The following is a 12,254-nucleotide window of genomic DNA, read 5'->3' on the forward strand; positions in this document are numbered from 1 at the left end:
CGAAGAGCAAACAGGGTTCAGGCCTGATGAGCTGGTGGCTGACAGCTATCAACTACCAACTGTGAACTGTGAACTAACAACGGAGCTCGCTTGATCCAAATCCGCACCTGTCAGGGACATGACGAACTGGAGGCCTGCGTGCAACTCCAGGTCGAGACCTGGGGCTACGACGCCACCGACATCATCCCGCGCAAGGCCTTCCTCGTCATGCAGAAGGTCGGCGGCCAGGTTCTCGGCGCATTCGACTCGGACCTGCCCGGCGCCCCCGTGAACGGCGACGCGTCCAGCATGATCGGATTCGCCCTCTCTTTGCCGGGTGTGAAAACGGGACCAAATTCCCCCAATGGCCAGCCGTATCCTTATATCCACTCACACATGCTGGCGGTCAAAGAGGGCTACCGCAATCGCGGCCTCGGCGCGCAACTCAAGCTGGCTCAGCGCCACGATGCCCTTGCTCGCGGAATCACCCATATCGAGTGGACCTTCGACCCTGTGGAAATCAAAAACGCTTTCCTCAATATCAACAAGTTAGGCGCGATTGTCCGCCGTTATACCGAGAATTTCTATGGTGTATCCTCTTCTCGACTGCAGGGCGGCCTCCCCACCGATCGCCTGATTGCCGAGTGGGAACTGGACTCTGCGCGCGTAAAAGGCATTTTGGAGGGGAAACCTCCCGCGGACCTGGTCATTGAAGAGCGCATATGCGTTCCGGCTTCCATCTACCAGTGGAAAGCTTCGGAACCGGATAGGCCGCGGGCCCTCGCTGTACACACCGAGAATCGCCACAAGTTTCAACAGGCATTTGCGCGCGGTCTGGCCGTCATCGGCTTTCAGCGCGACCCCCAAGGCAACGGAATCTTTGAACTGGGACCACTGGACCAGCCCGGACTGGGCATCTAAGAACCCAAGGACAGCGAGAATATGCGAATCGACGGAATCGTTCTTCGAGAGATCCAGTTACCGCTGGTGCGCCCTTTTGAGACAAGCTTCGGCGTCACGCGCCATCGCCGCATCCTTTTAGCGGAAGTCCGATCGGAAGGCCTGGTCGGCTGGGGTGAGTGCACCGCTGGCGAGCGGCCTTACTTCTCCGCCGAGTCCACCGACACCTGCTGGCAGGTGATCCTAAGCGAACTCGGTCCCATGCTTGCCGCGGCGCCGGACCTCGAGCACGGAGGCGACTGCCCCAAGCTATTCAACCAGGTGCGCGGCCACCAAATGGCCAAGGCCACGCTTGAAAACGCTATCTGGGATATCGAAGCGCAGCGCGAAGCCCTGCCGCTCTCGACGTTGCTGGGTGGCGTGCGCGAGAAGATTCCCTGCGGCGTTTCGCTTGGCATTCAGAAGTCCATCCTCGAACTGATGGCCATCATCGAGAAGGAACTGGCCGCCGGCTATCAGCGGATCAAGCTCAAATGCAAACCGGGCTGGGACGTCGACGTATTCGAAAAGGTTCGCAGCCGCTGGCCCGATATTCTGCTGAGCTGCGACGCCAACTCCGCTTACCGCCTGCGCGACCAGGAACACATCAGCGCCTTTGACCAGTTCGATCTCCTCATGATCGAGCAGCCCCTCTGGCACGACGATTTCTTCTTCCACTCCTCCTTGCAGAAGCATCTCAAGACCGCTATCTGTCTCGACGAGTCCATCCGCAACCGGCGCGACGCGCTGGCCGCTATTGAGATGGAGTCCTGCCGCATCATCAACATCAAGCTGGGCCGCGTCGGCGGATTTTCTGAAGCCATCGCTGTGCACAACGCCGCCATGGAGCGCGGCGTTCCCGTCTGGTGCGGCGGCATGCTCGAGGCGGGCATTGGCCGCTCGCATAACATCGCACTGGCATCGCTTGAAAACTTCTCGCTGCCCGGCGATGTGTCGGCCTCGGCGCGCTACTGGGCCGAAGACATCATCGAGCCCGAAGTTACCGTCACCAGCAAGGGCGAAATCGAAATCCCCGCGATCCCCGGCCGCGGCTACGAGGTCCGCACCGACCTCATCGAAAGCCTCACCGTGCGCAAGGAGACAATCCGCGAAGTCGTGATGGCGTAAGCCCGCGCACGACCTGCGCGATTAGCCGATGGTCCGACACTCTCTCCTGCCAATCCGGGATAAGTACCCTACGCGCGGCAAGCGCCGTCCACCAGTCCGCGTGCTTGTTGCGGCAGCAATTCTGGCCTTGCTCTGCGGTACCTGGGTCGCGCTCTACGTTCAACAGCGCACGCTTCAATCCCGCGCCGAGACCCTGCTTGCCGCTGTGCAACGGGTTAAGCTCGGCACTACAAGTTCCGCCGATGCTCAGGCCGTCATTGCCACCTGGTATCAATTTGGCCCGGTCGGCACGACCTGCGGCCCCGACGGATGCTCGTCAGTAATTCGCCTCCGTCACACGCTGCCCGGCCCACTTACCCGCCACGGCGAGAGGCCGGCGAACAACCAGCTCGCGGGTCTGGCAGATCACCTCGGCCTGCGCGGCTCCGCCGTGAGCGCCGGCTTGAAATACAAGAATGGAGTAGTTACCGGCAAGGCATTCTCCGTGGAAGTCATGCTGCCGTTCCGCGACTGGTTGGTGCGCGGAGAGTTCGTTCCCAACCTAGCCGTGTTGTCGAATGAAACCGCCGCGTTCACTGAAGACGAGCTCCAGCACGTCTTGCCCACGCGTCCCTATTGTGTGGTGCGCAGGATGAAGGGTCCAGGCAGCCTCAGCATCAGCTTCATGCCCCAGGAGCCCGCTGATCGCCAGGCGCAATACATGGACTTTCGCCTCTCCTGCATCTCGCAGTTCACCCCATGCAACCAGGAAAGCCAGATACTCCCGGCAGCCTCGGAGTTAGTAAACGAGACATTCTGAGTTAGAACGAACAGCACCGCACAAAAAACGGGACGGAGAGCGGTCAGTCTCTCCATCCCTTCACGTCTTACAACCGGCCAGCGCCTTTTGTCTGGCCTTCTTTCATCTCGCTTACCAGCTATACAGCATGAAGTTGTCGAGATACACCTTCGACGAACCCGACGTCGATGTATAGCCGTCAATCTGGAAGTTCGCATTGAGGCTCGGACCCCAGCCCAGCGCAAATGCCGACAGCACAGTTACGTTCAGATCCTGCTGCGTGCCATCCAGCCAAACTGATTGGTAAGTCACGTTGCCCGAGCTATCGCGCGAGTACTGCATCTGCACGTGATGCCACGTATTGGTAGCCCACTTCTGCGGATTGCAAGTCTGCGTCGAGTGAAGCCAGTGAGCTACCGGGCTCGTCGGGCTTCCGCTGTTCACCGTGTAGTCCCACGTGTTCGACCATCCATCGCACTGGAACCCGAAGATCACCGTCTGCCCATTCGACATCACCTGATTGAGATCCATCTCGATATTGGCGATCCCCGTCGACGGGCTGGCAATGTAGATCCGCGTGTCATACACAAAGTTCGTGTAAGTCTGGTTGTTTCCGAACTTGACGTTGTAGCGCTCGCCGCCGTAGTTGGTATACGACGTCGCAAACTGCCGCGCAGAGCCGCTCACCGCGGGACTCGTCACCAGTTGCATCGCGCCCGTGGAAGTCCCCGGCGTGCCCGCGTCATGCTCCCCGGTCCACACCGTCAGGTTCTGCAGGGCCTTGGCAACCACGGCGTTCGACGGAATGGTCGGTCCAGAGGAGCCAGAGGTTGTGACCGGAGCCTTGACTGATACCGCCACGTCGGTCACGCACGAAGCTCCATTCGTACCCCATGACTTCACGTGCAGCGTGTGCGCGCCTGTGCTTGCGCTCACTTTGGCGTTCACGCTCGTCGCATTCACGATCGTTGTGGACGAACTCGAGTCAAGCGAGTAGCCGAACGCGGTAAGCGTCTTCCCCTGGCACAGAGTGCCTGAAGCGACCAGCGAAAACGGCGACGTCAACGAAGCACCCGCCGTTGGGCTCGAAACCACAACGTTGGTGCTGGTCGAACTTGCCGGCGCGGCCTGAACCACGGAAATGTTTACATTGGTCGTGCAGGATGCGCCCTTGTTACCCCACGACTTCACATGCAGAACGTGGGCCCCTTGCGGCGCGGAGACGCTCGCGGTCATCGAACTGCCCGATGCCGTAATTGTGTTGGTGCTGTTATCGAGGGAGTAGCCCATAGCTGAGATAGTTTGCGAAGAGCACGGGCTGGCGGTTGCGGAAAAGCTAAAGGGTGAAGTCACTGTCGCGCCGTTCGCTGGGCTATTGACGGTAACGTTGGCCAGGGCCGGCGCTGCACACGGCAGCGCAAGAACAAAAAGGCAGAGAGCTTTCATCAGAGGGCCGTACCATTTCTCTGCAGACACACATCGGCTTGCAAGATCCTGCTCTTGCAGAGGACTGTCTGTGTGCCCAGGCGAACGGGGAGGTCACACAGCAGTGCCTCAGAAGATCTACACGACTGTAATCGTTGCAGCTTTATTTTGATTGTTGAGTCGACGTTACCCTAAGGAGGTAACCAAAGCAATAGATTTCCGACGTTACGTGAGTTGTAGTGACCATCGTCACAATCGGCCTCTAAGTGCTAGAAACTACGTCAGGCCTTCGAGTTACATAAGCCGACTTGCATACACGCAATAGGTCGTCTCATATCGTGAAAAGTCAGTGACTCAGGTCACATGTGAACCAACGGGAACCCGCGCCCCGCTTGCTTCGTACCGTTTTGGGGCGCGTGCAACTTTGTCCCTGTGCCTGCGTCTCAATCGGGAGGCGCAGGCCCTGTTAAACCAAAGGCGCAGCCGGAGGAAACTCAGTGACTCCCCAGGAACAACAGCTCTTGATGCAACTCACCCAGCGAATCAACCAGACACCACTCCAGGAGAAGGATCCCGACGCGCAGAACCTGCTGGGACGCGAACTCGGCGCCAACTCCGATGCGCTCTACATCATGGCGCAGACCGTGCTGGTGCAGAACATGGCGCTCGAACAGCTCAAGTCGCAAGTGGAGCAACTGAAGCAGCAGGCCCAGCAGGTACAGCAGCCCGCGCACGCCACCAGCTTTCTCGGCCGCCTCTTCGGCGACAAGGATGACGCGCAGCCCGCGCCAACGCAGCAATATCAGCAGCCGCAGCAATACCAGCCGCAGCAACAGGGCTGGCAGCCTGTGCCCAACTACCAGCAAGCTCCTCCGCCGCCATACGCGCAGCCGCAATATTCGCAGCCACAGTATGTCCAGCCCCAATACGCGCAGCCGCAATACGGAGCAGTCCCAGGAGGCCAGCCCAGCTTCCTGCGCGGCGCAATGCAAACCGCCGCGGGAGTCGCCGCCGGCGCGCTCGTCTTTGAAGGCGTCGAATCTCTGTTACATCCCTGGGGCCACGGCGGCGGCTGGGGATACGGCGGAGGCCCTGGCTTTGGTGGAGGCTTTGGCGGCCCTGCTTTTGGAGGCGGCTACGAGCGCCCTGTCGAAGAGACCGTCATCAACAACTACTACGATCAGCCCGGCCAGCCCGGCGCCGAACACCACGTGTCCGACAGCGGCGGCAATCTCAATGATCAGCTCGATCGCGACTTCGGCAGCGAACACCATGCCCACGAGCCCGCGCAATTCGCCGACGCCAGCCAGAACACCAGCCAGCTCGATCAGGGTTTCGACAACAGCCTCGATAGCGATTCCGTCATCAACGACAGCAGCCTCGATAACGTGCAGATCGACGACTCCGGCAATAGCTTCGATTCCGGCAGCTTTGATGACAGCAGCAGCTTCGACGACGGCGGCGGCTTCGACAACAGCGGCAACGACGGATTCTAAAAAACAGGGAACAGGCAACAGGGATCAGAAAACCAAAAGGCCGGAACCCCCAAGGGGCTCCGGCCTTTCACATTCCAGCACAGGTTCTAGTTCGTCGCCGCCGCTGCCGGCTTCACAGCCTGCACCCGCACCACCTTGCACTCCACCTTCTTGCCCTGGGCGCTTTTCAACTTCGCCTTGTCCTCATCCAGCTCATAGGTGATGTTGCCGCCCACGGGCCACTCGGTCGCCTTCACCTTATCGTCGTTCTTGGTGCGGCAAACGTACTCGTTCCCCGACGCCTCGAACGTCAGATCGAAAAGCTGCTTCTTCTGATATTTTGTGTCGGTCGTTCCGGCCGGTTGAAAGTCCTTGAGCGTTGCCGCTCCCTTCTGCTTGTCACCAGCCATAGCCGGCAGGCTGCACAGCAGTGCCAATACCAATACGCCCTTGCTGAATCGCATGCACTATCCCCCGGAAAATCGCAAACAGTTTCGCAGCGTCCGGCGGGTACCGCAACTGTCAGGATAGGAAATCAAAGGCAGCGGCGAACTCTCCTGTTCCGCCGCTCCCTGATCGCCCACTGAACCGGCCTAAGGCGTCTGCTGCGCCGTCACTTCCGGATACGACAACACTCCGCTAACCGCCTTAACCAGCCCATAGTAGGTCGGCGTCAGATGCTGATACATCAGCACCGATCCCCACGTGTTCCAGTTCGCCGGGTTCGCACCCTCGTTGGTCAGGAACGTCTGCATCTCCTGCTGGCTCGGCAACGTCATGGTTGAAGTAAGCGGCATCAACTGCACATTTTCCGGCCGCGCGTAAGCGGGCACGTACTTGGCGATTTCCTTCACCAATTCCTGCTGCTCCACCAGGTGCTCTTCATGCTTAGCCGCGTTTCCGGTTCCAAAGACGGTCGGCCCATAGTTCAGGAAGCCTGACGGCCACTGATACTTGCCCCACAGGTTCCCGGCGTTATCCAGCGCAGGTTCTGAAAACGCGCAGGGCACCAGGTCATCCTGATTCACCCAGAACTGGCTGCTGCTGCCGAAAATCCCGTTGTAGTACGTGACAAAATCCGCGTCGCCCACCGTCGGCGGCGCAAACGCGTGCGCAATCACAGGCGAAGCCGTCGACAGCCCGCTCAGCTGCCAGTTGAGATAAGCTGCCACAACCTGCGTCAGCGCGCCGCCCAGGCTATGCCCGGTCACAATCACCGGCGTCCCCGGATAGCTGTTGAGCAGGCTCAGAAGCTCGCCCGCAAGATACGTCGGCGTCTGGCTATTTATTTCACTGTACTGCACCAGGTTGCTCACTGCGATCAGTGCGTCGGCGCTGCCTTGGGCAACATTGCCGGTCGCCGACGACGGCACCGCAAGCGAAGCGGGATTCTGAAGCGTCCAGCCGTTCGTGCTCCCGCCATAGCTGTAAGCACCGCTGAGAACGTTCGCCCACGGCTGCAGGCTGAAAGCATCCAGATCTTCGGTCACCTGCGCCAGCCCGCCACCGGCATCGGTGCCGCGGCAAATCACGGCAAAGAAGAGAGGCGTCCCGGAGCTCGACCCCTCCCGGTAGGAAAGAATGGCGATGAGATTGTCGTTGAAAAGTCCGCCGGCGTTCGTGCACAGCGCCGGGCCCCAATCCAGATTCCAATACCCCGTTGAAGGCAACTGCGACTGCGTGATCGCCGGCATCGCCGCAACCGCGCTCGCCATATTGGCCGCAATGCTGAGCGGATAGTCCTGGCAGGTGTAAGCAATGGTAGCCATGGCCAGATGTACCAGCCCGTAGCTGGTCCCGCCAAGGTCTTCGATAAAGCCGCTGTAAGGTGGCGCGTACGCCATGCGTATCTCCTTCGGTAACTCGTGATAAACACGCATCTCCGGGAGGGAAGGGAAGTAACAGCTTTGCAGTTGTGAATATCTGATGATTCCGTTGGTGCCCGTGGACTGCACGAAAGCTTGGTTAACGGCAGCCGCAGCGCCCCGGCCTCGTTTGAAAACCCGCGATTTTCCAGCTTGCCGACACCGTTCATTGTGGGCGGGCTTTGTATCAGGGCATGACTTCAGCCATGCCGATAGACCCCCAAAAAGATCCGAGCGATCTCAGCCCCGAGGCGCGATTTGCCCAGTCTCCGACTCACCACAGACAGACAAATCCGCCGTGTTTCACCGGTAACTCAAAATGTGTATCTAAACACTCACGGAAAGAAATGCAGGGACGGCAGTAACTACGGGGAATTACCTTGATAACTCATCCCAGCCGAGTTACGCAAGAGGATTCTCTCCGCGTCGGACCTGCGCAGCTAGGGCCGGCTCGATCTGCCCCAATCGAACCGCCGCCCCAGAATTCCCTTGATCAGCCATCGATCCGTCGCCGCTGTCGGACCAATGCCCGCGCCAAAGTTGATCTCCCACTTTGGCGACACGTCCAAATCCGACACCACAAAGATCTGCTGCTGCTGTTCGTGCAGCGGCAGCATGTTGGTAATGTCCCCATAATCGGCGTAGTACTCCGTGCCTGCGCTTACCACCTTGGTGAAATTCCAGCCCACCTTCACGGCCGGTATGAACTGCAGCCCCTCATGAATGCCTGGCCCATGCAGCGCCCGCTCAAAAGCCGGATTGATCGACCAATAGAGCCGCCCCTTCTGCTTATCCACAATCGGCCGGATCTCCCACGTCCACGTGTCTGCCTGGAACCGCGCACGCTGGTAGCCCACTTCCTGGCTCAGGCTCACGCCCACCGGCCAGTGCCAGCTCTCTGGCGCGCGCACTCGCGGCCGGATATGATCCCCCACCCAGTCGAACCCCGCGTCCGGCTTGATGCTCGTGAAGACGTAGAAACCCACTTCCGACCAGCTCGTGATTCCGTGCGTAATCTCCAGCGTCTCGTGCGTCGCGTGGTGTGTCGGAGCCACCCCGTCCACATAGTTCTTCTGGCCTTCCAGCGTGAAGTTCGAGTGCAGCTCGAACATCGTGTTGCGTGGCTTCACCATGTCGGATCCGTACACCTGGATCTCGTAATTTCCCTGGGCGTGCGCGGCCACTGTGGCCAGCGCGGTCAACATCAGCAGAGCAGCAAGTATCTTCAAAAGCACCCCTGAATGAGTAACCCCGGATGAAAAGCAAGCGTGGGGAAAGCTAGCTGTTAAGACGTTCTAAAAACCGCTCGGTTGCGGAATCGTCGCCCTGACCAGTTAGCGCGGGGGAAGTCTTCTCCCTTGTCCCTGTTGTCCCTGTACTTCCATCCTCGCATTTTTTTGGTAACATCACGCGCTCTTTCAGAGTGCTCAAAATCACACCACTTCGGCGGGCATTTCAATCTATTCGATCAATCAACGCAACGGTGCCAAGCTTCATCAAACGCGTTAACGATGGAGCCGCGAGCCCGCAACCTCAAGATGAGGGCTGATGGCTGAGGACTGAAAGCTGCCTCACACTCGGAGATTTGCACGTGGGCCACAACTATAAGAGCGAGTACGAACGCCGCCGCGAAGTGCAAGCGCGAGCGATACGTCAAGCCCGCCATCTCGACCTGAAAATCGTCGAAGCCGTTTTGACCCGAACCGAGAAGTCCCTTCAGGGTTCGTTCGAACGCCTCAAGCGCAGCGACCAAGTGCTCCAGCAGTACTGGGCCTCCGTTGGCGGCCCCCCGCTGAAATAGCCGATTGCGGCCCCTCGCCGGGGCCTTCCAGCCAATCCGCCGAATGGTATACTCCGGAAGGGCGGGCGCGTGCGAACGCCTGCATTTTCACCATTCTGAGGTTCCCATGTCCGGCCATTCGAAATGGGCCACAATCAAGCACAAGAAGGGCGCGCTCGATGCCAAGCGCGGCAAGATATTCACCCGCCTGATCAAGGAAATCAGCATTGCCGCCAAGCACGGCGGCGGCGACCCCGACGGCAATCCGCGCCTGCGTACCGCCATCCTCGCTGCCAAAGCCGAGAACATGCCGGGCGACAACATCAAGAAGGCCATCCAGCGCGGCACCGGCGAGCTTGAGGGCGTCAACTACGAAGAAATCACCTTCGAGGGCTACGGCCCCGGCGGCGTCGCTGTCATCGTGGAAACCCTCACCGATAATCGCAACCGCACCGTCAGCGAAATCCGCCACACCTTCTCGAAGATCGGCGGCAATCTCGGATCCACCGGCTCCGTCATGCACATGTTCTCTAAGAAGGGCGTCATCGCCATCGCAAAGACAGCGGCCAGCGAAGATGATCTTATGAACATCGTCCTCGAGGCCGGCGGCGAAGACCTCAATGACGAAGGCGATAACTGGGAGATCACCACTGACCCCGCCAGCTACGAGAGCGTGCTCAACGCCGTCAAGGCCGCGAACATTCCCGTCGAAAACAGCGAAGTCACCATGGTCGCCTCCACTTACACGCAGCTCGACGACGTCGCCGCCAAGCAGATGATGCGGCTCCTCGAAGCGCTTGAAGACCACGACGACACTCAGAACGTTTACTCGAACTTCGACATGACCGCCGAGCAAATGGAGCTCGCCGGCTGACGAAGGTTCTTCCGCACCAAGGTTGGAAGGGCCGCCTCACTCGGCGGCCTTTCTTATGAAGTCTGAACATCTTTATGACAAATTGATGCACTGAGGAACGAACGTTGATGGGATATCGGAAGGTCTTGCCTGCCCTGGTGCTCTTCTCTGCAATGCTCGGCGTTCAGGCCCAAAGCGATTCCAGCCATGTCGCCACGAACAGCCGGAATTTCGCACCTCTCGCCGCGCTGCCCGACGATAGTCCGGCTCCCCACAGCCGCGGTGCCCGCGCCTTCCACTGGGGGCCCTTCGTCAATTACGGCAACGGCATCAGTGAGCGCTCCGACTTCCGCTTCCTCTCCGCCGGTGTCGAAGCCGGCAAGGCGCTCACTCCCGTCCTCCACGCCGGACCCCTCAGCGGCCAGTTCGAGCTCGCCGGAAACATCATGCCCGTGTGGTCCTCCTTCACCCCCGCGCCGCACACCGAGACCAAGACCTGCGTCGACCAGAATGGCCAAACCTACAGTTGCCAGCTCCCCGTTGGTGGCGGCAACTACTTCGGCTTCTCCGTCACCCCCGTCATCTTCCGCTGGAAATTCGCCACCCCCTGGAAAGTCGTCCAGCCCTGGTTCCAGGGCCAGGGCGGAGTGGTGTACACCACCCACAAGTTCCCGCCTGACGTCCTCGTCGTCCCCGGCATGTCCGGCGGCACCTCCGTCTGGAACTTCACCTCCGGCGCTGGCCTCGGCACCCACATCTTCGTCAGCCCCAAGCGCTCGGTAGACGTCCATGTAAACGCGATCCACCTCTCCTCGGCATCTCTGGGCGATCGCAACCCGGGCGTGAACGCGCAAATTCAGGTGCAACTGGGATACACGTTCTGGAGATGACCCCCCACACCCAATCCGCCGGCCCTCAGGTGGTCGAGTGCGTCCCCAATTTCAGTGAGGGCGCCGACCCCGAGCGCGTCAAAGCCATCATCGCCGCCATGCGTGTCGATGGCGTCCATCTCCTCGACTGGTCCATGAATGAGGATCACAATCGCTGCATCGTCACCATCGCCGGCGAGCCCAACGCCGTCGTTGATGCCGCCGTGCGCGGCGCCGGCAAGGCGGCCGAGCTCATCGATCTCACCGTCCAGCAGGGTCAGCACCCTCGCATCGGCGCGGCTGACGTCATCCCCTTCGTCCCTGTCTCGGGAATCCGCCTCGAGCAATGCGCCCTCCTCGCCCGCCAGGCTGGGCTCGAAATCTGGCGTCGCTACGGCATCCCCATTTACTTCTACGAGGCTGCCGCCGCTCGCCCAGACCGCGCCAGCGTCGAAGACATCCGCCGCGATCAGTTCGAAGGCCTCCGCGATATCGTGCGCAAAGACGCCTCCCGCCGCCCCGACATAGGCGGTCCCGGCCTCCACCCCACCGCGGGAGCCTGCGCCGTCGGAGCCCGCAAGTTCCTCGTCACTTACAACATCTCCTTCGACTCCAGCGACGTCGCCCTGGCCCGCGCCATCGCCAAGGAGATCCGCGCCTCCGGAGCCGGCAAGAGCCTCAAGGCCATCGGCGCACTTCGTCACGGCCGCGCTCAGCTCACCATGAACATCTCCGACTACGAGCGCACCCCCATCTCCGAGATCTTCGCCAAGGTCTCCAAGCTCGCCGCCAAGCACAAAACCGCCATGGTCGGTGGCGAGGTCGTCGGCCTCATCCCCGAAGCCGCCTGCGAGCGCGAAAGCGAGTGGATGCGTCACTTGATTGAGTTTGATCCCGCGGCACGCATACTCGAGCGCCGCCTGGAGAACCCGCTCGTCTGGCCGGATAAAGCACCCTCGACCTGATCGCGCGGCCGCCCCGGGCGTACCGCAACTTGTTCACGCCCGTCGGGGTTCATGCCGATCAGTTACGACGAAGCCTTTTCGGGCGTCTAAATCACATAGCGGGTAAAATGAAAAACAGGATCGCAATTTCCTGGGCACGCGCGCTGCCAGTTAGGTCAGGACTTTAGCCCTGACAATATCCCGCCAAACCTGTCCGGC

The 12,254-nt window shown here is 60.2% G+C and carries 12 protein-coding genes; 8 read left to right on the plus strand and 4 right to left on the minus strand.

Features of this window, described 5'->3' with window-relative positions; all coding sequences use genetic code 11:
• The first annotated feature begins 138 nt into the window (after nt 1-138).
• Genes MOP44_RS19635 through MOP44_RS19645 form a run of 3 tightly spaced genes read left to right on the plus strand, consistent with a single transcriptional unit; the run spans nt 139 to nt 2,845 of the window.
• Nucleotides 139-900, plus strand: coding sequence for a GNAT family N-acetyltransferase (locus tag MOP44_RS19635; RefSeq protein WP_260791968.1), 762 nt, complete (start codon nt 139-141; stop codon nt 898-900).
• 21 nt (nt 901-921) lie between these two features.
• Nucleotides 922-2,046: an o-succinylbenzoate synthase gene (gene menC / locus MOP44_RS19640; protein WP_260791970.1), complete on the plus strand. Its 1,125-nt coding sequence runs from the start codon at nt 922-924 to the stop codon at nt 2,044-2,046.
• A 28-nt stretch (nt 2,047-2,074) separates the two neighbouring features.
• Complete coding sequence (locus tag MOP44_RS19645; RefSeq protein WP_260791972.1) at nt 2,075-2,845, plus strand: hypothetical protein; 771 nt, start codon at nt 2,075-2,077, stop codon at nt 2,843-2,845.
• 111 nt (nt 2,846-2,956) lie between these two features.
• On the opposite strand, the gene MOP44_RS19650 is transcribed toward MOP44_RS19645, so the two are convergent.
• Nucleotides 2,957-4,114 (minus strand): hypothetical protein, encoded by a 1,158-nt coding sequence (locus tag MOP44_RS19650; protein WP_260791974.1) that lies wholly within the window; start codon nt 4,112-4,114, stop codon nt 2,957-2,959.
• Nucleotides 4,115-4,746: 632 nt separating this feature from the next.
• Here MOP44_RS19650 and MOP44_RS19655 point away from each other — a divergent pair.
• Nucleotides 4,747-5,745, plus strand: coding sequence for a DUF2076 domain-containing protein (locus MOP44_RS19655; protein ID WP_260791975.1), 999 nt, complete (start codon nt 4,747-4,749; stop codon nt 5,743-5,745).
• A gap of 86 nt (nt 5,746-5,831) precedes the next feature.
• On the opposite strand, the gene MOP44_RS19660 is transcribed toward MOP44_RS19655, so the two are convergent.
• From MOP44_RS19660 to MOP44_RS19670, 3 genes are all read right to left on the minus strand, one after another.
• On the minus strand, nt 5,832-6,188 hold the full coding sequence (locus MOP44_RS19660) for a hypothetical protein (RefSeq protein WP_260791977.1): 357 nt from the start codon (nt 6,186-6,188) through the stop codon (nt 5,832-5,834).
• Nucleotides 6,189-6,317: 129 nt separating this feature from the next.
• Nucleotides 6,318-7,568, minus strand: coding sequence for a lipase family protein (locus tag MOP44_RS19665; protein WP_260791979.1), 1,251 nt, complete (start codon nt 7,566-7,568; stop codon nt 6,318-6,320).
• A gap of 461 nt (nt 7,569-8,029) precedes the next feature.
• Nucleotides 8,030-8,818, minus strand: a complete 789-nt coding sequence (locus MOP44_RS19670; protein ID WP_260791980.1) for a hypothetical protein — start codon at nt 8,816-8,818, stop codon at nt 8,030-8,032.
• A gap of 362 nt (nt 8,819-9,180) precedes the next feature.
• Between MOP44_RS19670 and MOP44_RS19675 the strand changes: the two genes are divergently transcribed.
• The 4 genes from MOP44_RS19675 to ftcD all read left to right on the plus strand — a co-directional run bounded on the left by MOP44_RS19675 (nt 9,181) and on the right by ftcD (nt 12,056).
• Nucleotides 9,181-9,390: a hypothetical protein gene (locus MOP44_RS19675; RefSeq protein WP_260791982.1), complete on the plus strand. Its 210-nt coding sequence runs from the start codon at nt 9,181-9,183 to the stop codon at nt 9,388-9,390.
• A gap of 106 nt (nt 9,391-9,496) precedes the next feature.
• Complete coding sequence (locus MOP44_RS19680) at nt 9,497-10,243, plus strand: YebC/PmpR family DNA-binding transcriptional regulator (protein WP_260791984.1); 747 nt, start codon at nt 9,497-9,499, stop codon at nt 10,241-10,243.
• A gap of 107 nt (nt 10,244-10,350) precedes the next feature.
• Nucleotides 10,351-11,112, plus strand: coding sequence for an acyloxyacyl hydrolase (locus MOP44_RS19685; protein WP_260791985.1), 762 nt, complete (start codon nt 10,351-10,353; stop codon nt 11,110-11,112).
• Nucleotides 11,109-12,056, plus strand: coding sequence for a glutamate formimidoyltransferase (gene ftcD / locus MOP44_RS19690; protein ID WP_260791990.1), 948 nt, complete (start codon nt 11,109-11,111; stop codon nt 12,054-12,056). The genes MOP44_RS19685 and ftcD overlap by 4 nt, the downstream gene beginning before the upstream one ends.
• Nucleotides 12,057-12,254: the final 198 nt, after the last annotated feature.

The organism is Occallatibacter riparius, from assembly GCF_025264625.1.
Taxonomy (GTDB): Bacteria; Acidobacteriota; Terriglobia; order Terriglobales; family Acidobacteriaceae; genus Telmatobacter; species Telmatobacter riparius.